27 protein-coding genes and 1 pseudogene are annotated in these 25,280 nt (G+C 55.6%); 17 read left to right on the top strand and 11 right to left on the bottom strand.

Features of this window, described 5'->3' with window-relative positions; genetic code table 11:
* Window positions 1-25: 25 nt before the first annotated feature.
* Both yjeM and epmA read right to left on the bottom strand, forming a co-directional pair.
* The gene (gene yjeM / locus MX657_RS02360) at window positions 26-1,525 is read right to left on the bottom strand and encodes a glutamate/gamma-aminobutyrate family transporter YjeM (protein WP_219366669.1); all 1,500 of its coding nucleotides are present in this window, start codon (window positions 1,523-1,525) and stop codon (window positions 26-28) included.
* Between the two features lie 197 nt (window positions 1,526-1,722).
* Window positions 1,723-2,700 carry an elongation factor P--(R)-beta-lysine ligase gene (gene epmA, locus MX657_RS02355; protein WP_218728281.1) on the bottom strand — a complete coding sequence of 326 codons (978 nt, stop codon included), beginning with the start codon at window positions 2,698-2,700 and terminating at the stop codon, window positions 1,723-1,725.
* A gap of 310 nt (window positions 2,701-3,010) precedes the next feature.
* Between epmA and frdA the strand changes: the two genes are divergently transcribed.
* From frdA to frdD, 4 genes are read left to right on the top strand one after another with little or no spacing between them, the layout of a single operon-like run.
* Complete coding sequence (gene frdA, locus MX657_RS02350) at window positions 3,011-4,801, top strand: fumarate reductase (quinol) flavoprotein subunit (protein ID WP_080328783.1); 1,791 nt, start codon at window positions 3,011-3,013, stop codon at window positions 4,799-4,801.
* On the top strand, window positions 4,794-5,528 hold the full coding sequence (frdB, locus tag MX657_RS02345; protein WP_014882214.1) for a fumarate reductase iron-sulfur protein: 735 nt from the start codon (window positions 4,794-4,796) through the stop codon (window positions 5,526-5,528). The genes frdA and frdB overlap by 8 nt, the downstream gene beginning before the upstream one ends.
* Window positions 5,529-5,538: 10 nt before the next feature.
* Window positions 5,539-5,934, top strand: a complete 396-nt coding sequence (frdC, locus tag MX657_RS02340; protein WP_346808523.1) for a fumarate reductase subunit FrdC — start codon at window positions 5,539-5,541, stop codon at window positions 5,932-5,934.
* A gap of 10 nt (window positions 5,935-5,944) precedes the next feature.
* Window positions 5,945-6,304, top strand: a complete 360-nt coding sequence (frdD, locus tag MX657_RS02335) for a fumarate reductase subunit FrdD (RefSeq protein WP_000609653.1) — start codon at window positions 5,945-5,947, stop codon at window positions 6,302-6,304.
* A 29-nt stretch (window positions 6,305-6,333) separates the two neighbouring features.
* Here the strand turns inward: frdD and ampR are convergent, their stop codons facing one another.
* Window positions 6,334-7,209, bottom strand: a complete 876-nt coding sequence (gene ampR, locus MX657_RS02330; RefSeq protein ID WP_346807168.1) for a LysR family transcriptional regulator AmpR — start codon at window positions 7,207-7,209, stop codon at window positions 6,334-6,336.
* A gap of 132 nt (window positions 7,210-7,341) precedes the next feature.
* Between ampR and blaACT the strand changes: the two genes are divergently transcribed.
* Entirely contained in the window at window positions 7,342-8,487 is a 1,146-nt protein-coding gene (blaACT, locus tag MX657_RS02325) for an ACT family cephalosporin-hydrolyzing class C beta-lactamase (RefSeq protein WP_346807167.1), read from the top strand.
* A 105-nt stretch (window positions 8,488-8,592) separates the two neighbouring features.
* Window positions 8,593-9,123: a lipocalin family protein gene (locus MX657_RS02320; RefSeq protein WP_119917119.1), complete on the top strand. Its 531-nt coding sequence runs from the start codon at window positions 8,593-8,595 to the stop codon at window positions 9,121-9,123.
* Here MX657_RS02320 and sugE read toward each other — a convergent pair.
* Window positions 9,120-9,437 carry a quaternary ammonium compound efflux SMR transporter SugE gene (gene sugE / locus MX657_RS02315; protein ID WP_006178944.1) on the bottom strand — a complete coding sequence of 106 codons (318 nt, stop codon included), beginning with the start codon at window positions 9,435-9,437 and terminating at the stop codon, window positions 9,120-9,122. The two genes, MX657_RS02320 and sugE, sit on opposite strands and share 4 nt — an antisense overlap.
* Window positions 9,438-9,696: 259 nt before the next feature.
* Here sugE and MX657_RS02310 point away from each other — a divergent pair, with 259 nt between their 5' ends.
* Window positions 9,697-10,296, top strand: a complete 600-nt coding sequence (locus MX657_RS02310) for a helix-turn-helix transcriptional regulator (RefSeq protein ID WP_080328776.1) — start codon at window positions 9,697-9,699, stop codon at window positions 10,294-10,296.
* Window positions 10,297-10,336: 40 nt separating this feature from the next.
* Here the strand turns inward: MX657_RS02310 and ecnB are convergent, their stop codons facing one another.
* The 3 genes from ecnB to efp all read right to left on the bottom strand — a co-directional run bounded on the left by ecnB (window position 10,337) and on the right by efp (window position 11,348).
* Window positions 10,337-10,483, bottom strand: coding sequence for a lipoprotein toxin entericidin B (gene ecnB, locus MX657_RS02305; RefSeq protein WP_003855942.1), 147 nt, complete (start codon window positions 10,481-10,483; stop codon window positions 10,337-10,339).
* Window positions 10,484-10,591: 108 nt separating this feature from the next.
* Window positions 10,592-10,723, bottom strand: a complete 132-nt coding sequence (locus MX657_RS02300; RefSeq protein WP_028015234.1) for an entericidin A/B family lipoprotein — start codon at window positions 10,721-10,723, stop codon at window positions 10,592-10,594.
* A 58-nt stretch (window positions 10,724-10,781) separates the two neighbouring features.
* Window positions 10,782-11,348 carry an elongation factor P gene (efp, locus tag MX657_RS02295; RefSeq protein ID WP_003855940.1) on the bottom strand — a complete coding sequence of 189 codons (567 nt, stop codon included), beginning with the start codon at window positions 11,346-11,348 and terminating at the stop codon, window positions 10,782-10,784.
* Window positions 11,349-11,388: 40 nt separating this feature from the next.
* Here efp and epmB point away from each other — a divergent pair, with 40 nt between their 5' ends.
* The gene (gene epmB / locus MX657_RS02290) at window positions 11,389-12,417 is read left to right on the top strand and encodes an EF-P beta-lysylation protein EpmB (protein ID WP_346807164.1); all 1,029 of its coding nucleotides are present in this window, start codon (window positions 11,389-11,391) and stop codon (window positions 12,415-12,417) included.
* A 65-nt stretch (window positions 12,418-12,482) separates the two neighbouring features.
* On the opposite strand, the gene MX657_RS02285 is transcribed toward epmB, so the two are convergent.
* Window positions 12,483-12,836, bottom strand: a complete 354-nt coding sequence (locus MX657_RS02285) for a DUF4156 domain-containing protein (protein ID WP_014882205.1) — start codon at window positions 12,834-12,836, stop codon at window positions 12,483-12,485.
* A gap of 234 nt (window positions 12,837-13,070) precedes the next feature.
* Between MX657_RS02285 and MX657_RS02280 the strand changes: the two genes are divergently transcribed.
* The 3 genes from MX657_RS02280 to iadA are packed head-to-tail and all read left to right on the top strand — an operon-like array spanning window position 13,071 to window position 15,350.
* Entirely contained in the window at window positions 13,071-13,718 is a 648-nt protein-coding gene (locus tag MX657_RS02280; RefSeq protein WP_346807162.1) for a nucleoside recognition domain-containing protein, read from the top strand.
* Complete coding sequence (locus MX657_RS02275; protein ID WP_346807161.1) at window positions 13,715-14,176, top strand: YjiG family protein; 462 nt, start codon at window positions 13,715-13,717, stop codon at window positions 14,174-14,176. The genes MX657_RS02280 and MX657_RS02275 overlap by 4 nt, the downstream gene beginning before the upstream one ends.
* A 10-nt stretch (window positions 14,177-14,186) precedes the next feature.
* The gene (gene iadA, locus MX657_RS02270; protein WP_252002802.1) at window positions 14,187-15,350 is read left to right on the top strand and encodes a beta-aspartyl-peptidase; all 1,164 of its coding nucleotides are present in this window, start codon (window positions 14,187-14,189) and stop codon (window positions 15,348-15,350) included.
* 64 nt (window positions 15,351-15,414) lie between these two features.
* On the opposite strand, the gene groL is transcribed toward iadA, so the two are convergent.
* Both groL and MX657_RS02260 read right to left on the bottom strand, forming a co-directional pair.
* The gene (groL, locus tag MX657_RS02265; protein WP_023310114.1) at window positions 15,415-17,058 is read right to left on the bottom strand and encodes a chaperonin GroEL; all 1,644 of its coding nucleotides are present in this window, start codon (window positions 17,056-17,058) and stop codon (window positions 15,415-15,417) included.
* A 31-nt stretch (window positions 17,059-17,089) separates the two neighbouring features.
* Window positions 17,090-17,383: a co-chaperone GroES gene (locus tag MX657_RS02260; RefSeq protein ID WP_003855929.1), complete on the bottom strand. Its 294-nt coding sequence runs from the start codon at window positions 17,381-17,383 to the stop codon at window positions 17,090-17,092.
* 178 nt (window positions 17,384-17,561) lie between these two features.
* Between MX657_RS02260 and yjeH the strand changes: the two genes are divergently transcribed.
* Window positions 17,562-18,809 carry an L-methionine/branched-chain amino acid transporter gene (gene yjeH / locus MX657_RS02255; RefSeq protein ID WP_346807158.1) on the top strand — a complete coding sequence of 416 codons (1,248 nt, stop codon included), beginning with the start codon at window positions 17,562-17,564 and terminating at the stop codon, window positions 18,807-18,809.
* Window positions 18,810-18,831: 22 nt separating this feature from the next.
* Here the strand turns inward: yjeH and MX657_RS02250 are convergent, their stop codons facing one another.
* Window positions 18,832-19,296, bottom strand: a complete 465-nt coding sequence (locus tag MX657_RS02250; RefSeq protein WP_028015228.1) for an FxsA family protein — start codon at window positions 19,294-19,296, stop codon at window positions 18,832-18,834.
* A gap of 335 nt (window positions 19,297-19,631) precedes the next feature.
* Between MX657_RS02250 and aspA the strand changes: the two genes are divergently transcribed.
* The 5 genes and pseudogenes from aspA to MX657_RS02225 all read left to right on the top strand — a co-directional run bounded on the left by aspA (window position 19,632) and on the right by MX657_RS02225 (window position 25,228).
* Window positions 19,632-21,068: an aspartate ammonia-lyase gene (gene aspA, locus MX657_RS02245; RefSeq protein WP_003855923.1), complete on the top strand. Its 1,437-nt coding sequence runs from the start codon at window positions 19,632-19,634 to the stop codon at window positions 21,066-21,068.
* Window positions 21,069-21,184: 116 nt separating this feature from the next.
* Window positions 21,185-22,486, top strand: a complete 1,302-nt coding sequence (locus MX657_RS02240; protein ID WP_008502949.1) for an anaerobic C4-dicarboxylate transporter — start codon at window positions 21,185-21,187, stop codon at window positions 22,484-22,486.
* Between the two features lie 113 nt (window positions 22,487-22,599).
* Window positions 22,600-22,924, top strand: a pseudogene (gene cutA / locus MX657_RS02235) (divalent cation tolerance protein CutA).
* A complete protein-coding gene (locus MX657_RS02230) occupies window positions 22,900-24,603 on the top strand; it encodes a protein-disulfide reductase DsbD (protein ID WP_119917115.1) in 1,704 nt (567 codons plus the stop codon). Before cutA ends, MX657_RS02230 begins: the two are co-directional and overlap by 25 nt.
* A gap of 49 nt (window positions 24,604-24,652) precedes the next feature.
* Window positions 24,653-25,228 (top strand): transcriptional regulator, encoded by a 576-nt coding sequence (locus MX657_RS02225; RefSeq protein WP_119917114.1) that lies wholly within the window; start codon window positions 24,653-24,655, stop codon window positions 25,226-25,228.
* The last annotated feature ends 52 nt before the right edge of the window (window positions 25,229-25,280 follow it).

The raw sequence follows: 25,280 nt of genomic DNA, 5'->3' as shown, positions 1-25,280 counted from the left end.
CCCTTTCGGGAGGGGCATTTTACCGCTACGCCACTTCCGTGACGTACGCCATAGAGCGACGACGGTAATTCTCATAAATCCCCATCGCCAGCAGCGAGAAGAAGACAGGCCCGCCGACCATCCACAGCGCGCTGTTCCAGTCGTTCGCCTCAACCACGGGCTGAATAACGGTAAAGATGTTGGCAAACGCCACGACCAGCACCACCACGGTGGTCGCCAGCAGCGTTGCCGCGCGGGTTTTGAAGATCACAAACGGACGTTCAAGATCCTGCTTCGCCTTAAAGTACGGGAACGCCAGGGTCAGGAACAGGTACGGCAGCGTCATTGACACGTTCGCCATCAGGGTCAGCTTGTTGTAAAACGCAGACGCCGTATCGCCGCCAAATGACACCAGCAGAATGAAGACGCACACCAGCAGGCACTGCATCCACATGGCATTAGCAGGCATGCCTGCGGTATTCAGCTGCGTCATGCGTGCTGGCCACAGCGCTTTTGGCGTACCCTGGATGATGGCTTTCAGCGGCGAGTAAATCAGCGTGAAGAACGCGCCGGTATAGGCAAGGAACATCGACAGACCGGTAATGCGCGCAAACCAGACCCCCATGACAGAGGCTGCCTCCGGGCTCAGGTGCATGGCGTTACCCAGCGTCATCCCCAGGCTTTTCATCAGCACGTAGGTGATGTTGCCGAGGTTGGTGGTGTTGTTACTCAATACCTGCTGCCAGTTGGTGCTGACGCCCCAGAGGAAAATCGCCAGTGAGTAGCCGATGGAGATGACGATGGCGGCAAAAATAATCCCTTTGGCAAAATTCTTTTCCGGGTTTTCGGTTTTGTCGACCAGCCCGCCTACCGCTTCAATACCGCCGTAGGCGAAAATGGCAAACACCACAAAGGAGAGCATGGCCAGCCCGGACTGGTAACCCGGGTTCGGCGACGAAACAAAGTTGACCTCCTGAGCAAAATGCCCGCCGTTCAGGCACAGAATGGCGATGCTGACCAGCAGCAGCACCAGGTTCAGGCACATCACGGAAATACCGCCAACGGCGGTGATACGGGCAATTTTGTTGATGCCTTTTGACGCCACCAGCGTGACCACCACCATCCAGCAGACCGCCAGAATCCCAACCACCTGGGTGGAGCTCAGCCCCGCCAGAGACCAGACCTGCGTTTTATCCGCGCCGAAAAGAAACGTGGAGAACGGCACCCAGACTTTGGCCGCCGTGCTGACCATCCAGACGACGTAAGAGGAGAACCACATAAACGTCCCGATAAACGCGTAGCGCGGGCCGATGCTGTTGTTCATCCACGAATAAATGCCGCCCTCTTCTTTCCGGTAAGCCGACCCCATCTCCGCCATCATCAGCGCAAACGGAATAAAGAAGAACAGAGCGGACACGATATAAAACGGCGTCGCGCTGTAGCCCATCAGATAGAAAGCCGACGGGCTGTTGGCAAAGCCAAAGACGGAGGTAAAAATCATCAGGATGAGCCCGGTGAGGGTCATCTTTTTAAGTGAGTGGGACATATCGCCATCCGAAGAGGAATTAAACTGCGCGGATGGTAGCAGATGACCAGACTAATATTGTGGCTATACGAGGCAATTTAAGAAAAAGACCCGTGTATAGAGATAGTGGCAGTTTTTAATGTTGTTATGCGGAAATGGAAAGGAATATTGCCACAGAGGAATGGGCCGGGTAAGCGACAGCGCCACCCGGCAATGCTTTAAGCGCGATCGACCGTAAAGGCAATCACATCGCCCAGCTGTTCGGCGCCCAGCGCCAGCATGACCAGACGATCCACGCCCAGCGCCACGCCGGAGCAATCCGGCAGACCGGCTTTTAATGCTTCAAGCAGATTAATATCAATAGGCTGCTGCGGCAGACCGCGCGCGGCACGCTTGCGGTTATCCTGCTCGAAACGCTGCTGCTGTTCGCGCGCATCGGTCAGTTCGTGGAAGCCGTTCGCCAGCTCGATACCTTTGTAATAGACCTCAAAACGCTCTGCGACACGGTGATCTTCGGTGCTGATCTGCGCCAGAGACGCCTGGCTTGCCGGGAAGTGATAGACAAATGTCGGACGATCTTTGCCAATCTGCGGTTCCACGCCGAAGGTGAACAGCAGTTGCAGCAGCGTGTCGCGATCCTCTTCGGTATCCGCCACGTTGCTCAGATCCAGCTTTGCCGCCACTTCACGCAGCTGGGTTTTGTCCGCCGACAGCGGATCGATCTCCAGATGACGCTGGAAGGCCTGCTGATAAGAGAGCGTTTCAGCTTCTGAACAGTCCAGCACCTGCTGGAGCAGATCGTCCACCTCGTTCATCAGGCGGTACATATCATAATGCGGGCGGTACCACTCCAGCATGGTGAATTCCGGGTTGTGGTGACGCCCCATCTCTTCATTACGAAAGCTGCGGCACAGCTGATACACCGGACCACACCCCGCCGCCAGCAGGCGTTTCATGTGGTATTCCGGGCTGGTCATCATATAGAGATTCATGCCCTGGGAGTGGCCTGGGCCAACAAAACGGGTTTCAAACGGGACCAGATGAATATCCGTTACCGTTGCCTGACTCATGCACGGGGTTTCCACCTCCAGGACGCCGCGGTCGGCAAAGAAACGGCGGATCTCCGTCATAATTGCGGCGCGTTTTAGCAGATTTGGGATGGATGCGCTCGGCTGCCAGGTGGCCGTTTCGCTCATGAGTTTTTCTCCGATTTCAGACAAGGGCACGAAGTCTACTCGTTAGCAGGGACAGAGACAAATTTTGCGCAGTAAAAAAGCGCATTTCATTTAGGTGGATTATTCCGTGACGCAATTCATCAATCACAATGATAAATCACCGCACAGAACAGCAAAAAAATCGAACACGTCAAATTTCCCTGACGTCTACACGGTTATACTCTTTTACCCATAAAGGAGCAGTGGAAACGCTTTCGCAATCGTCCGCCTGGACGGGTGAACTACCTTTAGTTTGTCGCGTTGCGAAATAACAAAAATCTGGAGGAATGTCGTGCAAACTTTTCAAGCCGATCTTGCCGTTATAGGCGCTGGCGGGGCGGGATTACGTGCTGCGATTGCTGCAGCACAAGCTAATCCTGACGCTAAAATCGCATTGATTTCAAAAGTCTATCCAATGCGCAGCCACACGGTGGCAGCTGAGGGAGGGTCCGCTGCCGTTGCGCAGGATCATGACAGCTTTGAATACCATTTCCACGACACGGTTGCAGGGGGCGACTGGCTTTGCGAACAGGATGTCGTCGACTACTTCGTGCACCATTGCCCAACGGAGATGACCCAGCTCGAGCAGTGGGGATGTCCGTGGAGCCGCCGTCCGGACGGCAGCGTCAACGTTCGCCGCTTCGGTGGAATGAAAATCGAACGCACCTGGTTCGCCGCCGATAAAACTGGCTTCCACATGCTGCACACCCTCTTCCAGACCTCCCTTCAGTTCCCACAAATTCAGCGCTTTGATGAACATTTCGTCCTCGACATTCTGGTCGACGACGGTCATGCGCGTGGCCTGGTGGCGATGAACATGATGGAAGGCACGCTCGTCCAGATCCGCGCTAACGCGGTTGTAATGGCAACGGGCGGTGCGGGCCGCGTCTATCGCTACAACACCAACGGCGGCATCGTCACCGGTGACGGCATGGGCATGGCGTTGAGCCACGGCGTGCCGCTGCGCGATATGGAGTTCGTGCAGTATCACCCAACCGGCCTGCCGGGCTCCGGCATTCTGATGACGGAAGGCTGCCGCGGTGAAGGCGGTATCCTGGTCAACAAAAACGGCTACCGCTATCTGCAGGATTACGGCATGGGCCCGGAAACCCCGCTCGGCGAGCCGAAGAACAAATACATGGAGCTCGGCCCGCGCGACAAAGTCTCTCAGGCCTTCTGGCACGAGTGGCGCAAAGGCAACACCATCTCCACGCCGCGCGGCGATGTGGTCTATCTCGACCTTCGCCATCTTGGCGAGAAGAAACTGCTGGAGCGTCTGCCGTTTATCTGCGAACTGGCAAAAGCTTACGTCGGCGTCGACCCGGTGAAAGAGCCGATTCCGGTACGCCCAACCGCGCACTACACCATGGGCGGGATCGAAACCGACCAGCAGTGTGAAACCCGCATTAAAGGGCTGTTCGCCGTGGGCGAGTGTTCCTCCGTCGGCCTGCACGGCGCCAACCGTCTGGGATCAAACTCGCTGGCTGAGCTGGTCGTCTTTGGCCGCATGGCGGGCGAGCGTGCGATGGAGCGCGCCGCTACCGCAGGCGAAGCCAATGGTGCCGCGCTGGATGCGCAGGTGGCAGACGTTGAAAAACGCCTGAAGGATCTGGTGAACCAGGAGGGTAACGAGAACTGGTCGAAGATCCGCGACGAGATGGGGCTGTCAATGGAAGAAGGCTGCGGTATCTACCGTACGCCGGAGCTGATGCAGAAAACCGTCGACAAGCTGGCGGAACTCCAGGAACGCTTCAAGCGCGTGCGCATCACCGACACCTCCAGCGTCTTCAATACCGACCTGCTCTATACCATCGAACTGGGTCACGGCCTGAACGTCGCAGAATGTATGGCGCACTCTGCGCTGGCGCGTAAAGAATCCCGCGGTGCCCACCAGCGTCTGGACGAAGGCTGTACCGAACGTGACGACGTCAATTTCCTGAAACACACTCTCGCCTGGCGCGATGCGGATGGCACCACGCGCCTGGACTACAGCGACGTGAAAATCACCACGCTGCCGCCGGCTAAACGCGTGTACGGCGCAGAAGCAGAAGCCGCCGAGAAGAAGGAGAAGGCGAATGGCTGAGATGCAAAAACTGAAAGTTGAAGTGGTGCGCTACAACCCGGAAGTGGATACTGCCCCCCACAGCGCTTTCTATGAAGTCCCTTATGACGAGCAAACCTCCCTGCTGGATGCGCTCGGCTATATCAAAGACAACCTGGCGCCGGACCTGAGCTACCGCTGGTCCTGCCGCATGGCGATCTGCGGCTCCTGCGGCATGATGGTCAACAAGGTGCCGAAGCTGGCCTGTAAAACCTTCCTGCGCGATTACACCAAAGGCATCAAGGTTGAAGCGCTGGGTAACTTCCCGATTGAGCGCGATCTGGTGGTCGATATGACCCACTTTATCGAAAGTCTGGAAGCGATTAAGCCGTACATCATCGGCAACCCGCGCACGCCGGATCAGGGGCCAAATACCCAGACGCCAGCGCAGATGGCGAAATACCATCAGTTCTCCGGCTGCATCAACTGCGGCCTGTGCTATGCCGCCTGTCCGCAGTTTGGCCTGAACCCGGAGTTCATCGGCCCGGCCGCCATTACCCTGGCGCATCGCTATAACGAAGACAGCCGCGACCACGGCAAAAAAGAACGTATGGCGCAGCTTAACAGCCAGAACGGCGTCTGGACCTGTACCTTTGTGGGCTACTGCTCCGAAGTCTGTCCGAAGCACGTCGACCCGGCCGCCGCTATTCAGCAGGGTAAAGTAGAAAGCTCGAAAGACTTTCTTATCGCTACCCTGAAACCACGCTAAGGAGTGCATGATGACGACTAAACGCAAAGCCTACGTGCGGCCTGTGCCATCCACCTGGTGGAAAAACCTGCCGTTTTATCGCTTCTATATGCTGCGTGAAGGCACGGCGGTACCGGCGGTCTGGTTCAGTCTTGAGCTAATGTACGGCGTTTTCGCCCTCAAACACGGGCCGGAAACCTGGGCCAGCTTTGTGGGCTTCCTGCAAAACCCGATCATCGTGGTGCTGAACCTGATCGTGCTCGCGGCCGCTCTGCTTCATACCAAAACCTGGTTTGAACTGGCGCCAAAAGCGGCGAACATTATCGTAAAAGGCGAAAAAATGGGGCCAGAGCCGGTGATTAAGGGGCTCTGGGCAGTGACGATTCTGGTCACTGTGGTCATTATGTTTGTCGCACTGTTCTGGTAAGGAGACTACTGTGATCAATCCAAATCCAAAACGTTCAGACGAGCCGGTCTTCTGGGGGCTGTTTGGCGCAGGCGGCATGTGGAGTGCCATCATCGCCCCGGTTATCATCCTGCTGGTCGGCATTATGCTGCCGCTGGGGCTGTTCCCGGGCGATGCGCTGAGCTACGAGCGCGTGCTGGCGTTTGCGAGCAGCTTTATTGGCCGCGTGTTCATCTTCCTGATGATCGTCCTGCCGCTGTGGTGCGGCCTGCACCGCATTCACCATGCGATGCATGACCTGAAAATCCATGTCCCGAGCGGTAAATGGGTATTTTACGGGTTGGCAACCATCCTGACCGTGGTGACGCTGATTGCGGTCGTCACTATCTGACGCTTCTGGCCCGCCATCCGGCGGGCCTTTTATTTCTGCATTTTCCCCACCAGCCACTGTGAAAACTCGCGCATTGCAGACGTTTCAGCTCGCGACTGCAGTCTTGTTAACCAGTAACTGCCCAGATCAATCTGCGTTGTAAACGGCTGAACAATGCGCTCGCTGTTCAGCAAATGGGTAAACATATCAACAGGGGCAATGGCAATGCCCACGCCTGCCTGGGCGGCTTCCAGCATGGTGACAGACGAATCAAAGACCATCACCCGATGCGTGGGTGACGGGGGATGTTCCCCCGCCGCCTGCATCCACGCCGACCATTCGTCGCGTCGGTAGGAGCGCAGCAGGGTAAACTTCAGGATATCGGCCGGCGACTGCAGCACGGCGGCGATATCAGGCGAGCAAAGCGGTGCCAGCGGCGCAGGGCACAGGAACTGCGCCTCGGTGCCGTGCCACGCGCCACCGCCGTAGCGGATCGTATAATCAAGCCCTTCAGCCGCCGGATCGACGCGGTTGTTATGGGTGGAAAGGTGAAGATCGATATGCGGATAACAGCGGCGAAAATCTGCGAGCTGGGAGAATAAAACCCCCGTAGCAAAAGTCCCTACTACGCCAATTTTTAGCTTCTCCTGGGCGCGCTGGCTGGCAAAGCGATCCAGCATTCCGGCGATACGATCGAATGAATCATTCAGCACCGGCAGCAAATTCTCCCCCTCCGTGGTCAGCATCAGGCCGCGCGAAACGCGGACAAACAGCTGACAATTCAGATGCTGCTCCAGCGTTTTAACGTGCTGGCTGATGGCAGAATGGGTGACGTTCAGCTCTATCGCTGCATGCGTAAAACTGAGGTGCCTTGCGGCCGCTTCGAAGGCACGAAGCGAATTAAGCGGGAGATAGCTGCGGGTCATCGTTCCATCCGTTAGAAAAATTAACAGCTAATGCTAAATTTAACCGTTTGTCAGCCATAGTCAAATCCAACAGACTACAGCGGTCTGTCGGGCCCGGACACTCCCTTGACCTGCTATTACGGAAGATAATTAATGATGAAAAAATCCCTTTGCTGCGCCCTGCTGCTCAGTACCTCCTGCACTGTACTCGCCGCGCCGATGTCAGAAAAACAGCTGGCTGATGTCGTAGAGCGTAGCGTCACGCCCCTGATGAAAGCACAGGGTATTCCAGGCATGGCGGTAGCCGTGATTTATCAGGGCCAGCCGCACTACTTTACCTTCGGAAAAGCCGACGTTGCGGCAAACAAGCCCGTTACTCCACAAACCCTGTTCGAGCTGGGTTCTATAAGTAAAACCTTCACCGGCGTGCTGGGCGGCGATGCCATTGCTCGCGGTGAAATTTCGCTGGGCGATCCGGTGACTAAATACTGGCCTGAGCTGACCGGCAAGCAGTGGCAGGGAATTCGCATGCTCGATCTGGCGACCTATACCGCCGGTGGCCTGCCGCTCCAGGTGCCGGACGAGGTGACGGATAATGCCTCCCTGCTGCGCTTTTATCAGAACTGGCAGCCACAGTGGAAACCGGGTACGACGCGTCTTTACGCCAACGCCAGCATCGGTCTTTTTGGTGCGCTGGCGGTCAAACCTTCCGGCATGAGTTATGAGCAGGCCATGACGACGCGGGTCTTTAAGCCGCTCAGGCTGAACCATACCTGGATTAACGTCCCGAAAGCGGAAGAAGCGCATTACGCCTGGGGATACCGTGACGGTAATGCGGTCCACGTTTCGCCGGGCATGCTGGACGCAGAGGCGTATGGGGTGAAAACCAACGTGCAGGATATAGCGAGCTGGGTGATGGTTAACATGAAGCCCGACACCCTCCAGGATACTTCACTCAGGCAAGGCATTACTCTGGCGCAGTCTCGCTACTGGCGCGTGGGGGCCATGTATCAGGGGTTAGGCTGGGAAATGCTTAACTGGCCGGTCGATGCTAAAACCGTCGTCGGAGGCAGTGATAACAAGGTTGCTCTGGCACCGTTGCCTGTAGCAGAAGTAAATCCTCCCGCTCCCCCGGTCAACGCGTCCTGGGTCCACAAAACGGGCTCAACCGGCGGGTTTGGCAGCTACGTGGCCTTTATTCCTGAAAAGCAGCTCGGCATTGTGATGCTGGCGAATAAAAGCTATCCGAACCCGGCGCGAGTTGAGGCGGCATACCGTATCCTCGACGCGCTGCAGTAAAACATTGCCGGGTGGCGCTGCGCTTACCCGGCGAAACACACTGCACAAAAACCCCATTTTCCTTGCCGTCATCTACACTTAACAAAAAACAGTAAGGAAACTCCTATGCGCATTCTGCCTGTAATCGCCGCGGTGACAGCCGCGTTTTTAGTGGTTGCCTGCAGTTCCCCTACCCCACCGCCCGGCGTCACCGTCGTCACGCCTTTTGATGCACAACGCTTCCTCGGAACATGGTACGAAATCGCACGACTCGATCATCGGTTTGAGCAGGGCCTGGAGAAGGTCACGGCACATTACAGCCCGATGGATGATGGCGGTATTCAGGTGATCAACCGGGGCTATAATCCCGACCGGGAGATGTGGCAGCAGTCGGTTGGGAAAGCCTACTTTACTGGCGACCCGCGACGGGCCGCGCTCAAAGTCTCTTTCTTTGGCCCGTTTTATGGCGGCTATAACGTGATCGCGCTCGACAGAGAGTACCGTCACGCGCTGGTCTGCGGGCCGGATCGCGACTATCTGTGGATACTTTCCCGCACGCCAACTATTTCGTCAGAGATGAAACAGCAGATGCTGGACGTCGCGACCCGGCAAGGGTTTGATGTGTCGAAACTCATCTGGGTAAAACAGCCCCGTTAATGGGTGCTGAGCTTCAGTCCAATGATACCGGCCACAATCAGTGCGAGGCTGGCGATACGCGCCAGGCTCGCTGACTCACCCAGCAGCAGAATGCCGGTAATCGCCGCGCCTACGGCACCGATCCCCGTCCAGACGGCATAAGCCGTTCCCACGGGCAAAGAACGCATTGCCCACGATAGCAGAACAATGCTCACGATCATCGCCGTGACGGTAATGACGCTGGGCGTCAGGCGGGTAAATCCGTGGGTGTACTTGAGACCAATCGCCCATACCACTTCGAGCAGACCAGCAATAAAGAGAATAATCCAGGACATCTCGGGCTCCTTAACTTAAAAACAGTTGGGGCCGTCCCCGATGAAGGAAGCGCTTACGGGTCGTCCCGCAAGGCAGATAACACCTCATATTTTGGTTAGCGTGCGATTTTTTTTCAATCATTTTCTGATGAATGCGTTAAGCCCAGAAATAGCCGCAGTATGGCGCGGAGTTCAGGCATTTATAGCTCATCGGACTTCTCTATGATGATGTGCTTTCTGATGGCAGGAAGCCAAACCACTAGCCGACTGCGAATAAAATATGTTCAAGATTCTTTTGATTGACCGTTGTCACTTCACCCGTACGGGGTTTGAAGCATGGCTCAATCATTCCGGTTTGTTCCCGGGGCACTACGTTGTGACCGGGCTGAACAATCTATTCCTCGCCAGAGAGCACATTCTGCAATGGAAACCTGAGCTGGTCATCGCTGATCTCCATGGTTTCAGACAGGATATTCACCATTTCCAGCAACTCTCTTCTTTGCTGAATGCCAGCGAAAAATTACCTTTTATTATGCTGCAATCAGGAGAGGACAAGGACCTGACGACCTGGCTCGGGAATTTCCCGGTCTGGTCTTCGCTAATGAAAAACGCCCCTCTTGAGGAAATCGCGACGGTTATCAATGACGCGTTAATTTCGCGCGCAAGCACGTACCGCCCGACGGTGGCCGCCCCCTTGCTGACCCGACAGGAGGAGAAAGTGCTGACGTTATGGATGGACGGCGCGAGCAACCAAAAGATTGCCGCTCACCTGAGCATTAACGGAAAAACGGTTTATACCTATAAACGCAATATCCGCATGAAGCTGCATATGGATACCCGCTTTTCACCGTTTTTATCCCTGCAGGAAGCAGAGAATTGACGGTACGGTGGAACTGACGCGCCGTACCGTCCATGCTTCATTAGTTCTGAGCTTTAGTTGCTGCACCAGAAATCGCGTTACCACCGTCGGAGATATCTTCCCCTACACCGCGGGTGGTATTACATGCAGTCAACACAGAGGAAAGCACGAGGACAGAAAAGATCGCTGCAATTGTTTTCTTAACCATAATATCTTCCTTTTATAGCCAAAGTTGTTTTGTGTATAGCAACTTAAGAATAGACAAGATCCCGCCGGTTGACGGAAAAGGAAGCAATTTTAGGAAAATTAGACGGACTTAACTGGCTGCGTGAGAAATGATATGACCGAGGTCCTGGATATCTTCCCCCATGCCACGGGCGGTGTTACAGCCGGAAAGCAGTACGCTGGAGAGTGCTAACAGAAGCAGAATTTTAACGGTACGTTTCATCATCCCTGCCTGCAAAAATCAGGCGCAGCGGGCGCTGCGCCTCGAATCATGACGTAAATTACTTCACGCGAGATACGTATTCGCCGGAGCGAGTATCTACTTTAATTACTTCGCCGATCTGAACGAACAGAGGTACTTTCACCACAGCGCCGGTAGAAAGCGTTGCTGGCTTGCCGCCAGTACCTGCGGTGTCACCTTTCAGACCTGGATCGGTTTCAACGATTTCCAGCTCAACAAAGTTTGGTGGGGTAACAGCGATAGGCTGGCCGTTCCACAGGGTCACGATGCACTCCGCCTGATCCAGCAGCCACTTCGCGTTATCACCAATCGCTTTCGCGTCAGCAGACAGCTGCTCGAACGTTTCGTTGTTCATGAAGTGCCAGAACTCACCGTCGTTGTACAGGTAAGTCAGGTTCATATCGACAACATCAGCGCCTTCAGCGGAGTCAGTAGATTTGAAGGTTTTCTCAACACGGGTACCGGTCAGCAGGCGGCGCAGCTTAACGCGTGCGAATGCCTGGCCTTTACCTGGTTTAACGAATTCGCTGGCTTCAACCGCGTACGGTTCGCCGTCCATCATGATTTTAAGACCAGCACGAAAATCGTTGCTATAGTACGTTGCCATAAGGCCCTCTAAATTTGTTAACTGGTAGCTAAGCCACAAAATGGCGCATATTGTAACCCTAAACACCCCGTCCAGAGAAGATTGGTTATCGCAACTTGCCGATGTAATCACCAGTCCTGATGAATTGCTGCGTCTTTTAGACCTCGATCAGCACCCAGCGTTGCTTGCAGGCCGCGAGGCAAAGCGCCTTTTCGCCCTGCGTGTTCCCCGCGCGTTTGTGGCGCGGATGGAGAAAGGCAATCCCGACGATCCGCTATTAAAACAAACGCTTACTTCGCAGGATGAGTTTGTCAGCGCGCCGGGTTACAGCACCGATCCGCTGGGAGAGCAGAACAGCGTGGTGCCCGGCTTGCTGCACAAATATCTGAACCGCGCCCTGCTGCTGGTAAAAGGCGGCTGCGCGGTAAATTGTCGTTATTGCTTCCGTCGGCACTTCCCGTATGCCGAAAACCAGGGAAATAAGCGCAACTGGCAGGTTGCGCTGGACTATATCGCCGCCCATTCAGAGCTGGATGAGATTATTTTTTCCGGCGGTGACCCGCTGATGGCAAAAGATCATGAGCTGGACTGGCTGCTGACGCAGCTGGAAGCCATCCCGCACATCAAGCGTCTGCGCATTCACAGCCGTTTACCGATTGTCATTCCGGCACGTATTACCGACGGACTGGTATCACGCCTTGAGCAGTCCCGTCTGCAGGTGCTGCTGGTAAACCATATTAACCACGCGAACGAAATCGACGATGAATTTCGCACAGCGATGGCGCGCCTGCGTAAGGCGGGCGTGACGCTGCTGAACCAGAGCGTGCTGCTGCGCGGCGTGAACGATAGCGCTCGCGTGCTGGCAGACCTCAGCAACGCGCTGTTTGATGCGGGCGTGATGCCCTATTACCTGCACGTACTGGATCGCGTGCAGGGCGCGGCGCACTTTATGGTGACGGATGACGAAGCCCGACAGATTATGCGCGAGCTGCTGACGCTGGTCTCAGGGTATATGGTGCCGAAGCTGGCACGCGAGATTGGCGGAGAGCCGAGTAAAACGCCGCTGGATTTGCAGCTGCGGCAGCGCTAAAAGGCAGGTGGCGCTACGCTTACCTGCCCTACGAGGTGGGGGCGCAGCGCCATCAGCAAGTTAACTCAGTTCGGGCACTTATAGACCTGGCCGCTCATCTGGCTGGCCGTTGGCACGAAGCTGGAAAGCATCCCTTGCGTCGGGCTGCTCACGCCATAAATCACGTTTCCACCCATTGCTGCAGCCTGGTTACGCAGGGCATTCGCCGCGCCGCGCATAGAACCGCCTTCTTCACCGTGCTGACCCGACATCCAGTTGCTTTGTTCACCGGTGGCCGTGCCTAACAGCTGGCATTCGCTGCCTGGCTTATCTTCCACAAAGCGAACGCCCTGGCCCGCTGCCGACAGTTCATTGCTGGAGCTACACCCCGCCAGCAGCAATGCTGCTCCTACGATCCCTGCACAGACTTTTACGCGCATGTTATTCCTCGTTTTCAATAAGCTGGACAGTAGTTGTCCGTGTGTGAATCTTATACCTAAAAGATGACTAAAAGAAAAACCCCCGCGCATTTCTGCGAGCCAGATTCCGCACGGTACTCCTCCGACATCTTAAATGAATTCTGATAATGCCCTTTGGGATATCGTGTTTTAGCCCCCGATCGTTTTTAGTGGTGCGATGTACACCTTTTGTACGCGACTAAAAAAGGGGGTTTCATGAGTGCAACATCCTCAGGAGAGGAAAAAGTGTCATGGGTGGGCTATCTGGCGTTTGTCCTTACCATCGTATTTTTCTCGGGCTTTTTCGCGAAAAGTACCGAATGGTGGCGCGTGCTGGATTTTACCGTCTTAAACGGCAGCTTTGGTCCGGTGAACGGCGCGCTAACGTTTCGCGGTGAGGGCGGTACGGGGGGGAAAGACGGCTTCTTGTTTGCCCTTGAACTGGCGCCTTCGGTTATTTTATCGCTCGGAATCATTGCCGTCACCGAGGGGCTGGGCGGGCTGCGTGCCGCACAACAGCTTATGACGCCCATTTTGCGCCCGCTGCTTGGCGTACCGGGCATTTGCTCTCTGGCCCTCATCGCCAACCTGCAAAATACCGATGCCGCAGCAGGGATGACTAAAGAGTTGACCGACGAAGGGGCAATTACCGATCGCGAGCGCGCTATTTTTGCCACCTTCCAGACCAGCGGTAGCGCCATCATTACCAACTATTTTTCTTCCGGCGCTGCACTCTTTACTTTCATCACCGTCCCGGTGATTACGCCGCTTGCCGTCATACTGGTGTTTAAATTTGTTGGCGCGAACTTCCTGCGTCTGTGGATCGCCCAAATGGAAGATCGCCGCGTTCAGGAGGAAAAATGATCGCCCAGCCGCGTAAAAATATCATGGACATGTTTATTGATGGCGCCCGCCGCGGCTTTACCATCGCCACCACCAGCCTGCTACCAAATGTGGTTATGGCGTTTGTCATTATTCAGGCGCTCAAGGTAACCGGCATGCTGGATATTGTCGGCAGGGTATGCGAGCCGATCATGGCGCTATGGGGACTTCCGGGCGCAGCGGCAACGGTCCTGCTGGCCTCGGTGATGAGTATGGGAGGCGGCGTGGGCGTCTGTGCCAGTCTGGTCGCCGCCGGCACGCTCAACGGTCACGATGCCACCGTCCTGCTGCCCGCCATCTATCTGATGGGCAACCCGGTACAAAACACGGGCCGCTGCCTGGGTACCGCAGGCGTAAACCCCAAATATTATCCGCACATTATTACGGTCTGCGTTATTAACGCCCTGCTCTCAATGTGGGTGATGCAGCTACTCTTCTGAGGAAATAAAAATGGATTTTTCAGTGCTCGAACCCCATCTTTTCCGCAATGCGCATCTTTACGCGCCGGAGGATCGGGGATATTGCGATCTGCTGATCGCCGGAGGAAAAATCGTCGCGATTGAAAAAACGGATCGCGCAACAACGCGGCTTAACTGTCCTGAAAGCGATCTCGCCGGGGCGGTGGTTTGCCCGGGCTTTATCGATCAACACGTGCATCTGATTGGCGGCGGCGGCGAAGCCGGTCCGCACACCCGTACGCCGGAAGTGCGGCTGTCGGCGCTGGTGGCGGCAGGCATTACCTCCGTTGTGGGCCTGCTGGGCACCGACGGCGTGACCCGCCATCCCGAGTCGCTGCTGGCAAAAACGCGGGCGCTTGAGCATGAAGGGATCAGTGCGTGGATGCTGACAGGCGCGTACGGGCTGCCGTCTCCGACAATTACCGGCAGTATCGAAAAGGATGTGGCGCTGATTGATAAAATCATTGGCGTGAAATGCGCAATTTCCGACCATCGCTCTTCCGCACCGGCAGATGACCAGCTCGCGAATATGGCCGCACAGTCGCGCGTTGGTGGGCTGCTGGGTGCCAAAGCGGGCGTATCCGTGTTTCATCTCGGCAACAGCCCAGCGCTGCTGGAGCCGCTGTTTAACATCCTCAATAACGCCGACGTTCCCCGCTCGAAGCTGCTGCCAACCCACGTCAACCGCGCCCAGGCGCTGTTCCTCGCCGCGCTGAACTATGCCCGCGAAGGGGGCTACATCGATATCACCACCAGCATTCATGAACCCATTGATGCCGCCACCGCCATCGTGGCGGCCCGTGAAGCGCAAGTGCCGTTTAACCGTCTCACCCTCAGCTCGGACGGCAACGGCAGCCAGCCGAATTTTGATGCGAACGGTAATCTGGTGGGCATTGGCGTAGCCGGGTTCGAATCTCTGCCTGAGACGCTGCAGCAGTTGGTCAACCGCTATCATCTGCCGCTGGAGGAGGCGCTTCTGCCGTTTACGCGTAACGTGGCGGAGTTTCTCGGGCTGGAGCATAAGGGGCGGATCGCGCCCGGATGCGATGCCGATTTCCTGGTACTGACGGACGATCTGAAGATCCGCGAGGTCTGGGCGAAAGGCCGCCAGATGGTGCGCGAAGGCGTAGCATGCGTGAAAGGAACATTTGAGTAGCGGCAATAAAAAACCCCGGGCATTTCTGCCCGGGGTTCGTTCTGAGAGGTTCAGAACAACATGATTACATCATGCCGCCCATTCCACCCATGCCGCCCATCCCAGCAGCACCTAAATCAGGCGCGTCGCCTTTTGGCAGGTCGGTCACCATGCACTCGGTAGTGATCATCAGGCCAGCTACAGATGCCGCGTACTGCAGAGCAGAACGGGTCACTTTAGTTGGGTCCAGGATACCGAAGTCGATCATGTTGCCGTATTCTTCAGTTGCAGCGTTGTAACCGTAGTTACCTTCGCCCGCTTTCACGTTGTTCGCAACGACAGATGGCTCTTCACCAGCGTTGGACACGATCTGACGCAGAGGAGCTTCCATCGCGCGCAGCGCAACTTTGATACCCACGTTCTGGTCTTCGTTCTGAGCGGTCAGGCCAGCCAGTTTAGCGGCTACACGCACCAGCGCGACACCACCACCCGCTACTACGCCTTCTTCTACCGCAGCACGGGTCGCGTGCAGGGCATCGTCAACGCGTGCTTTCTTCTCTTTCATTTCAACTTCGGTCGCAGCACCAACTTTGATAACCGCAACGCCGCCTGCCAGTTTCGCTACGCGCTCCTGCAGTTTTTCACGGTCGTAATCGGAAGTGGCTTCTTCGATCTGCTTACGGATCTGACCAACGCGGCCCTGAATAGCAGCTTCTTCACCCACACCGTCGATGATGGTGGTGGTGTCTTTGTTGATCACAACGCGTTTTGCCTGGCCCAGGTCTTCCAGGGTCGCTTTTTCCAGCTCCATACCGATCTCTTCAGAGATCACGGTACCGCCGGTCAGGGTAGCGATATCCTGCAGCATTGCTTTACGGCGATCGCCGAAGCCAGGTGCTTTAACCGCAGCCACTTTCACGATGCCACGCATGGTGTTAACCACCAGGGTCGCCAGCGCTTCGCCTTCAACATCTTCAGCGATGATTACCAGCGGCTTGCCTGCTTTCGCAACGGCTTCCAGCACAGGCAGCATTTCACGGATGTTGGAGATCTTTTTGTCAGCCAGCAGGATGAACGGGCTTTCCAGCTCAACAGCGCCAGTTTCTGGCTTGTTGATGAAGTATGGGGACAGGTAACCGCGGTCGAACTGCATACCTTCAACCACGTCCAGTTCGTCTTCCAGACCGGTACCGTCTTCAACGGTGATCACGCCTTCTTTACCGACTTTATCCATCGCTTCAGCGATCAGTTTACCTACGGTTTCGTCGGAGTTAGCGGAGATGGTACCTACCTGAGCAATGGCTTTAGAGTCAGAGCACGGTACGGACAGCGCTTTCAGTTCTTCAACAGCGGATGCGACAGCTTTGTCGATACCACGTTTCAGATCCATTGGGTTCATGCCAGCAGCAACGGCTTTCAGGCCTTCGGTGATGATAGCCTGCGCCAGTACGGTCGCGGTGGTAGTACCGTCGCCTGCAGCGTCGTTCGCTTTAGAGGCAACTTCTTTCACCATCTGCGCGCCCATGTTTTCGAACTTGTCTTCCAGCTCGATTTCACGTGCAACGGAAACACCATCTTTGGTGATGGTTGGCGCGCCGAAGGATTTATCCAGCACTACGTTACGGCCTTTCGGGCCCAGGGTCACTTTAACTGCATCTGCCAGTACGTTTACGCCGCGGAGCATTTTTACACGAGCGTCGTTACCGAATTTTACGTCTTTAGCTGCCATGTTCTTATTTCCTCAAATTCTCGTGCGTAAATTACGCTTCAACAATTGCCAGAATGTCGCTCTCGGACATGATCAACACTTCTTCATTGTCGATCTTCTCGGATTTCACGCCGTAGCCATCGTTGAAAATTACGATGTCACCAACTTTAACGTCCAGCGGCTGCACAGTTCCGTTTTCCAGGATGCGGCCCTTACCGACAGCGATGATTTCGCCACGCGTTGATTTGGCTGCTGCAGAACCGGTCAGAACGATGCCGCCAGCAGACTTGGTTTCAACTTCTTTACGTTTGACGATCACACGATCATGTAACGGACGAATACTCATTGATAGCTCTCCTTTGAGAAAGTCATTATCAGTTATGGATGACGCCGGTCCGCATGCGGTTTTCCGACTAGTGCCCTGAGAGATGGGGATAGCTTTTTACCCCTTCAAGGGGGAATCGAAAAAAAATTTGCGAAAGTGTTACCATCGCCTCTCTTTTGGTATTGGCAGGATGATGTCAATGAGTGGACTTAAGCAGGAGTTGGGGCTGGCGCAGGGCGTTGGCCTGCTTTCAACCTCCTTGTTAGGTACGGGCGTATTTGCCGTACCGGCACTGGCAGCGCTGGTGGCTGGAAATAACAGCCTGTGGGCGTGGCCGGTGCTGATTGTGCTGGTTTTCCCGATAGCCATTGTGTTTGCCATCCTGGGACGACACTTCCCCAGCGCGGGCGGCGTGGCGCATTTTGTCGGGCTGGCCTTTGGCCCGCGTCTGGAGCGCGTCACCGGCTGGCTGTTTCTCTCCGTCATTCCGGTTGGCCTTCCGGCGGCGCTACATATAGCGACCGGCTTTGGTCAGGCGCTGTTTGGCTGGCATAACGCGCAACTGCTGCTGGCTGAACTCGGTACGCTGGCCATCGTCTGGTGGGTGGGCTCACGCGGCGCCAGCTCAAGCGCGAATCTGCAGACGTTCGTCGCGGTGATGATTGTCGCGCTCATTGGCGCTATCTGGTGGGCGGGCGATATCACGGTAAAAAATATTCCGTTCCCGGCAGTCAGGGACGTCGATCATTCGCAGCTTTTCGCCGCCCTTTCCGTTATGTTCTGGTGTTTTGTCGGACTGGAAGCGTTCGCCCATTTAGCCTCTGAATTTAAGCGACCTGAACGCGATTTCCCGCGAGCCCTGATGATCGGCCTGCTGCTGGCGGGTACTGTGTATTGGGCCTGTACCGTGCTGGTGCTGCACTTCAACGCGTTCGGCGAAGATAAAGCCGCCGCCGCGTCACTGCCGGGTATCGTGGTGCAGTTGTTTGGCGTCAAAGCCTTATGGGTAGCCTGTGTGATTGGCTATCTCGCTTGCTTTGCCAGCCTCAATATTTATATCCAGAGCTTCGCCCGGCTGGTGTGGTCGCAGGCTCTTTATAGACCGGATAGCCCCCTCTCACGCCTCTCAAAGCGTCAACTTCCGATGAATGCCCTGAATACCGTGCTGGGCTGCTGCGTTCTGAGTTCGCTGGGCATTTATCTTCTCGACATCAACCTTGATGCGCTGATTATCTACGCCAACGGTATTTTCATCATGATCTACCTGCTGTGCATGCTGGCGGGCTGTCGTCTGCTGAAAGGTCGCTATAAAGCACTGGCGGTCGTCGGGGGTGTGCTGTGCCTGCTGTTGCTGGCGATGGTGGGATGGAAGAGTGTGTACGCCATCGTCATGCTGGCGGGGCTGTGGGCGTTTTTACCGAAGCGGAAAAATCCACGGGCCCGGTAAGCGAGGCTACCGGGCAAAAAAATTACCGATCGTCTTTATGGTCTAAACGGTCGCGCTGTTCATCCTTGCGCTGATACTCCCCTTCGAAGGTATCGCCTGGCCCTGTGCTGAACCCGCCGCCCGGCATGCGGCTAAACCGCAGATGCGGCAGCAGCTTCATGGTCAGGTGCTTCTGTACCGGCGGCAACAGTAACAGCAGGCCGAGGAAGTCGGTGAAGAACCCCGGCAGGATCAGTAGCAGGCCCGCAATAATCAGCGACACGCTTTTGATCATCTCTTCTGCCGGGCTTTCGCCTGCGGCCATCTTCTGCTGCATTATCAGGAAATTTTTGAAACCCTGATTACGCACCAGCGACATGCCGATGACGGAGGTGAAGATCACCAGAATCAACGTCAACAGGACGCCCAGCACGTGGGCAACCTGGATGAAAATAGAAATCTCAATGTAAACATAGAGAAAGAAAGCAATAAACGGTATCCAGCGCACTGGCATCTCCTGTGTGGCAGGCGCCATCTGGCCCCTGTCTGAATGTGTTCGCATCACGCGTCTGTAAGAGATGGAGACGGTTAGCCAAAATTCAATCGGTTTGCACGGATATTTTTTTCGGAAATATTAAAGCGGTGACACATTTCACAGATTAATAATTATCATGGAATCGGGTCGATAATAAGTGATCCAGCTTACGGCAATTCGCTATCATCAGCATATGATCTCGAACATCTGGCCGATTGAGGGAATAATCGTCGGTCAGAAAATATTCAAAACCACATATATGTTGTGTGTTTAGTACAATCCATCGGCAGCTTGAAAAGAAGGTTCACATGTTAAACAACATTCGTATCGAAGAAGACTTGTTGGGTACCAGGGAAGTTCCAGCGGATGCCTACTATGGTGTTCACACTCTGAGAGCGATTGAAAACTTCTACATCAGCAACAGCAAAATCAGCGACATCCCTGAGTTTGTCCGTGGCATGGTGATGGTGAAGAAAGCCGCAGCGCTGGCGAACAAAGAGCTGCAAACCATTCCTAAAAGCGCGGCAAATGCGATTATCGCTGCCTGCGATGAAGTGCTGAACAACGGCAAATGCATGGACCAGTTCCCGGTTGACGTCTATCAGGGCGGCGCGGGTACCTCCGTCAACATGAATACGAACGAAGTACTGGCAAACATCGGCCTTGAGCTGATGGGCCACCAGAAAGGTGAATACCAGTACCTTAACCCGAACGACCACGTTAACAAATGCCAGTCCACCAACGACGCCTACCCAACCGGCTTCCGTATCGCGGTTTATGCCTCCGTGGTCAAACTGGTCGACGCGATCAACCAGCTGGGCGATGGCTTCCAGCGTAAAGCGGTTGAGTTCCAGGACATTCTGAAAATGGGCCGTACCCAGCTTCAGGACGCGGTGCCGATGACCCTCGGTCAGGAATTCCATGCGTTTAACGTGCTGCTTAACGAAGAAACCAAAAACCTGCTGCGCACCTCCGAACTGCTGCTGGAAGTGAACCTGGGCGCCACCGCCATCGGTACGCGTCTGAACACCCCGGATGGCTATCAGCAGTTGGCGGTTCAGAAGCTGGCGGAAGTGTCTAACCTGCCGGTTGTGCCTGCGGAAGACCTGATCGAAGCCACCTCCGACTGCGGCGCGTACGTGATGGTACACAGCGCCCTGAAACGTCTGGCGGTGAAACTGTCTAAAATCTGTAACGACCTGCGCCTGCTCTCCTCCGGCCCGCGCGCTGGCCTGAACGAAATCAACCTGCCAGAACTGCAGGCGGGTTCTTCTATCATGCCAGCGAAAGTGAACCCTGTGGTGCCAGAAGTGGTGAACCAGGTCTGCTTTAAAGTCATCGGTAACGATACGACCGTGACCATGGCCTCCGAAGCGGGTCAGCTGCAACTGAACGTGATGGAGCCGGTGATTGGCCAGGCGATGTTTGAATCCATTCACATCCTGACCAACGCCTGCTACAACCTGCTGGAAAAATGCATTAACGGCATCACCGCGAATAAAGAAGTCTGTGAAGGCTATGTGTACAACTCTATCGGGATCGTCACCTACCTCAACCCATTCATCGGCCACCATAACGGCGACATCGTTGGTAAGATTTGCGCCGAAACCGGTAAGAGCGTGCGTGAAGTGGTGCTGGAGCGCGGACTGTTGACCGAAGCCGAGCTGGACGATATCTTTTCGGCCCAGAACCTGATGCACCCGGCATATAAAGCGAAACGATATACTGATGAAAGCGAACAGTAACAGTTCAGGCTAGGCTTCCGAAAGGCACGTCACTTGTGACGTGCCTTTTTTCTTTTTAAGCGTTACCTAAATACAACAATTCAATATCAACTTGTTAATAAGCAAGGCAGGTCTTTATGTTTGGAGCAGAACTCGTCATCGTCCTGTTGGCGATTTATTTGGGCGCACGACTCGGGGGCATCGGCATCGGTTTTGCCGGCGGTCTCGGGGTGCTTGTTCTTACCCTTATCTTTCAGATTAAACCCGGCGCAATCCCTTTTGACGTTATCGAAATCATCATGGCGGTTATTGCCGCTATTGCGGCCATGCAGGTGGCAGGTGGTATGGACTACCTGGTGAGCCTGGCAGAGCGTATGCTGCGCCGCCATCCTAAATACATTACTTTCCTTGCTCCGCTGGTGACCTGGTTTATGACCATTCTTGCGGGAACCGGCCACACGGCGTTCTCTACGCTGCCGGTGATTACCGAGGTGGCCAAAGAACAGGGTATTCGCCCGTCTCGCCCTCTTTCTATTGCCGTGGTGGCCTCTCAGATTGCCATTACCGCGTCGCCAATCTCTGCCGCTGTCGTCTTCTTCGCGGGTATTCTTGAGCCAATGGGCGTGAGCTACCTGACGCTGCTGGCGATCTGTATTCCGGTCACGCTGATTGCGGTGATGATTACCGCCGTGCTGTGTAACTTCCTCGGCGCCGAGCTGAAAGACGATCCGGTTTATCAGGAGCGTCTGGCAAAAGGTGAAGTGAGCCTGCGCGGTAGCCAGGTCTTCGAACTGAAGCCGCACGCGAAACGCTCCGTGCTGCTGTTCCTGATCGGTATTGTCGCCGTGATGTTCTACGCGACCGCCATCAGCGACACCGTAGGGCTGATCCAGAACCCGGTGCTGCCGCGTAACGAAGCGATTGTGGTATTCATGCTGACCATCGCCACGCTGATTAGCATCACCTGTAAAATCGACACCAGCGAAGTGCTGAATGCCAGCACCTTCAAATCCGGTATGAGCGCCTGCGTGTGCGTTTTGGGCGTGGCGTGGCTCGGTGACACCTTCGTGAAAGCGCACATCAGCGACATCCAGACCGTTGCCGGCGACCTGCTGCACAACTATCCGTGGCTGCTGGCGGTGGTTCTGTTCTTTGCCGCGACGCTGCTTTACTCCCAGGCGGCCACCACCAAAGCGCTGATGCCTGCGGCACTGATGCTGGGCGTGACGCCGCTGACGGCGATTGCCTCTTTCGCGGCGGTTTCTGCCCTGTTCGTACTGCCAACCTATCCAACCCTGCTGGCCGCGGTTGAGATGGACGATACCGGCTCAACCCGCATCGGTAAGTACGTGTTTAACCACGCGTTCCTGATCCCTGGCGTGGTGGCGATCACGCTCTGCGTCGTCCTCGGCTTTATCATCGGCGGCATTGTGCTGTAAACGGTTAACCGTTGTAAAAATAGTTAAAATCGGGCCGCTCTGCGGCCCGTTTCATTAATGACCAATCGTCTTGCGTGATATAGTGAAGACTTTCGTGATGAGGAGGTCGACTTGTGAACACGCCTGATGCTGTTGTCGTACTGTGTACCGCCCCTGATGAAGCCTCTGCCCAGGATCTCGCCGCCAAGGTGCTGGCCGAAAAACTGGCTGCTTGCGTAACTCTTCTTCCTGGAGCCACCTCCCTCTATTACTGGGAAGGCAAGCTGGAGCAGGAGTACGAAGTCCAGATGTTGCTCAAAACCAATCTGGCGAATCAGCAGGCGCTCCTCGACTGCCTCAAGTCTCATCATCCTTACCAAACCCCCGGAACTGCTGGTGCTGCCAGTGGTCCACGGCGATAACGACTATCTCTCATGGCTCAACGCTTCTTTACGCTGATCCTGCTGCTGTGCAGCACGTCAGTATTTGCCGGGTTGTTTGACGCACCCGGCCGTTCAAACTTTATTCCTGCCGATCAGGCGTTTGTTTTCGACTTTCAGCAAAACCAGCACGACCTCAATCTGACCTGGCAGGTGAAAGAGGGATACTACCTCTACCGCAAACAGGTCAGCATCACGCCTGCAAAGGCTAACGTCGGCGCACCGCAGATGCCCGCAGGCGAGTGGCACGAGGACGAGTTCTACGGTAAGAGTGAAATTTATCGCCAGCGCCTGAGCGTGCCCGTCACGGTGAATCAGGCGGATAAAAATGCCACGCTGACGGTAACGTATCAGGGCTGTGCCGACGCGGGCTTCTGCTACCCCCCTGAAACGAAGGTCGTTCCGCTTAGTGAAGTTAAAGCGGCAGCCTCCCCTCTCCCCTCAGGGGAGAGGGCCAGGGTGAGGGGTGAAGGCGAAGCTGCTTCCGATCTGCCTTTCTCAGCACTTTGGGCCTTACTGATTGGTATCGGCATAGCCTTTACCCCGTGTGTCCTGCCCATGTACCCGCTTATCTCCGGGATTGTACTGGGCGGCACGCAACGCCTTTCCACCGCCCGGGCGCTGCTGCTGGCGTTTATCTACGTGCAGGGCATGGCGCTTACCTATACCGCGCTCGGCCTCGTGGTCGCCGCAGCCGGGCTGCAGTTCCAGGCCGCACTTCAGCACCCTTACGTGCTTATCGGCCTGTCAGCCGTATTTATCCTGCTGGCGCTGTCGATGTTTGGCCTGTTCACGCTGCAGTTGCCCTCCTCACTGCAAACCCGCTTAACGCTGATGAGCAATCGCCAGCAGGGCGGCTCTGCGGGCGGCGTATTCGCAATGGGTGCCATCGCCGGGTTAATTTGCTCCCCCTGCACCACTGCGCCGCTGAGCGCTATCCTGCTGTACATTGCTCAGAGCGGCAATATGTGGCTCGGCGGGGGGACGCTGTATCTCTATGCGCTCGGTATGGGCCTGCCGCTGATTCTGGTGACGGTGTTTGGCAATCGCCTGCTGCCGAAGAGCGGCCCGTGGATGGAGACGGTGAAAACCGCGTTTGGTTTTGTCATCCTGGCGCTTCCGGTGTTCCTGCTGGAGCGAATCATGGGTGACGCGTGGGGTCTGCGCCTGTGGGCCATGCTTGGCGTGGCGTTCTTCTCCTGGGCGTTTATCGTTAGCCTGGGGGCAAAAAAAGCGTGGATGCGTCTGGTGCAAATTCTCCTGCTTGCCGCCGCGTTGGTGAGCGTGCGTCCGCTTCAGGATTGGGCGTTCGGCTCGCCTGTGGGCCAGACGCAGGCGCATTTAAACTTTATACATGTTAAGAACGTCGATGAGCTCAACAGCGCGCTGGCTCAGGCAAAAGGTAAACCAGTAATGCTCGATCTCTATGCCGACTGGTGCGTCGCCTGCAAAGAGTTTGAAAAATACACCTTTAGCGATCCGCAGGTGCAAAACGCCCTGAAAGAGACGGTATTGCTTCAGGCAAACGTCACCGCCAACAGTGCGCAGGATAAGGCCCTGCTTAAACAGCTTAACGTACTCGGGCTACCGACCATTCTGTTCTTCAATGAGCAGGGAGACGAGCAGCCAGAACAGCGTGTAACCGGGTTTATGGATGCAACGGCATTCAGCGCGCATTTGCGCAATCGCCAACCGTAAACAACACTTTAGACGGGACATACCGTTGGGAATAGCGGAGGAGATAACCGTGCAACGCGAAGACGTACTGGGACAAGCCCTGCAACTACTTGAGATTCAAGGGATCGCCAGCACCACGCTTGAGATGGTAGCCGACCGTATCGATTACCCTCTGGATGAGCTTAAGCGCTTCTGGCCGGATAAAGAGGCGCTGCTTTATGATGCGCTGCGCTATCTCAGCCAGCAGGTGGATATTTGGCGCAGGCAGCTGATGCTGAATGAAGAACTGACTGCGGAGCAAAAGCTGCTGGCACGCTATACTGCTCTGACGGAATGTGTCAGCAACAACCGTTACCCAGGTTGTCTGTTCATCGCCGCCTGCACGTACTTTCCCGATCCCGGCCATCCTATTCACCAGTTGGCGGATCAGCAAAAACGGGCGGCGCATGACTTCACCCACGAACTGCTGACAACGCTTGAAGTGGATGACCCGGCAATGGTCGCCAGGCAGATGGAGCTCGTACTTGAGGGCTGTCTGAGCCGTATGCTGGTGAACCGTAGCCAGGCCGATGTGGATACGGCGCACCGCCTGGCGGAAGATATTTTGCGGTTTGCTCAGTGTCGTATGGGCGGGGCGTTAACATAAGCGTAGTTTGGCTTTTTTGCCCCAGAAGCCAGCAAATTGCCGTAAACTTGAG

The sequence above is a fragment of the Enterobacter chuandaensis genome (genome assembly GCF_039718975.1).
GTDB lineage: Bacteria > Pseudomonadota > Gammaproteobacteria > Enterobacterales > Enterobacteriaceae > Enterobacter > Enterobacter chuandaensis.
The sequence above is the reverse complement of the archived record's forward strand: the minus strand, read 5'-3'. Positions and strand labels throughout refer to the sequence as shown.

Bases quoted from the DNA above. Each gene is read 5' to 3' on its own strand.
- MX657_RS02280 (WP_346807162.1), top strand. From the start codon at position 13,071: ATGAGTGCAACATCCTCAGGAGAGGAAAAAGTGTCATGGGTGGGCTAT.
- MX657_RS02230 (WP_119917115.1), top strand. From the start codon at position 22,900: ATGGCTCAACGCTTCTTTACGCTGATCCTGCTGCTGTGCAGCACGTCA.
- MX657_RS02240 (WP_008502949.1), top strand. From the start codon at position 21,185: ATGTTTGGAGCAGAACTCGTCATCGTCCTGTTGGCGATTTATTTGGGC.
- aspA (WP_003855923.1), top strand. From the start codon at position 19,632: ATGTTAAACAACATTCGTATCGAAGAAGACTTGTTGGGTACCAGGGAA.
- frdB (WP_014882214.1), top strand. From the start codon at position 4,794: ATGGCTGAGATGCAAAAACTGAAAGTTGAAGTGGTGCGCTACAACCCG.
- frdC (WP_346808523.1), top strand. From the start codon at position 5,539: ATGACGACTAAACGCAAAGCCTACGTGCGGCCTGTGCCATCCACCTGG.
- groL (WP_023310114.1), bottom strand. From the start codon at position 17,058: ATGGCAGCTAAAGACGTAAAATTCGGTAACGACGCTCGTGTAAAAATG.
- epmA (WP_218728281.1), bottom strand. From the start codon at position 2,700: ATGAGCGAAACGGCCACCTGGCAGCCGAGCGCATCCATCCCAAATCTG.
- MX657_RS02275 (WP_346807161.1), top strand. From the start codon at position 13,715: ATGATCGCCCAGCCGCGTAAAAATATCATGGACATGTTTATTGATGGC.
- epmB (WP_346807164.1), top strand. From the start codon at position 11,389: ATGGCGCATATTGTAACCCTAAACACCCCGTCCAGAGAAGATTGGTTA.
- efp (WP_003855940.1), bottom strand. From the start codon at position 11,348: ATGGCAACGTACTATAGCAACGATTTTCGTGCTGGTCTTAAAATCATG.
- sugE (WP_006178944.1), bottom strand. From the start codon at position 9,437: ATGTCCTGGATTATTCTCTTTATTGCTGGTCTGCTCGAAGTGGTATGG.
- MX657_RS02320 (WP_119917119.1), top strand. From the start codon at position 8,593: ATGCGCATTCTGCCTGTAATCGCCGCGGTGACAGCCGCGTTTTTAGTG.
- blaACT (WP_346807167.1), top strand. From the start codon at position 7,342: ATGATGAAAAAATCCCTTTGCTGCGCCCTGCTGCTCAGTACCTCCTGC.
- MX657_RS02300 (WP_028015234.1), bottom strand. From the start codon at position 10,723: ATGAAACGTACCGTTAAAATTCTGCTTCTGTTAGCACTCTCCAGCGTA.
- MX657_RS02285 (WP_014882205.1), bottom strand. From the start codon at position 12,836: ATGCGCGTAAAAGTCTGTGCAGGGATCGTAGGAGCAGCATTGCTGCTG.
- yjeM (WP_219366669.1), bottom strand. From the start codon at position 1,525: ATGTCCCACTCACTTAAAAAGATGACCCTCACCGGGCTCATCCTGATG.
- MX657_RS02260 (WP_003855929.1), bottom strand. From the start codon at position 17,383: ATGAGTATTCGTCCGTTACATGATCGTGTGATCGTCAAACGTAAAGAA.
- MX657_RS02310 (WP_080328776.1), top strand. From the start codon at position 9,697: ATGTTCAAGATTCTTTTGATTGACCGTTGTCACTTCACCCGTACGGGG.
- ecnB (WP_003855942.1), bottom strand. From the start codon at position 10,483: ATGGTTAAGAAAACAATTGCAGCGATCTTTTCTGTCCTCGTGCTTTCC.
- yjeH (WP_346807158.1), top strand. From the start codon at position 17,562: ATGAGTGGACTTAAGCAGGAGTTGGGGCTGGCGCAGGGCGTTGGCCTG.
- iadA (WP_252002802.1), top strand. From the start codon at position 14,187: ATGGATTTTTCAGTGCTCGAACCCCATCTTTTCCGCAATGCGCATCTT.
- ampR (WP_346807168.1), bottom strand. From the start codon at position 7,209: ATGACCCGCAGCTATCTCCCGCTTAATTCGCTTCGTGCCTTCGAAGCG.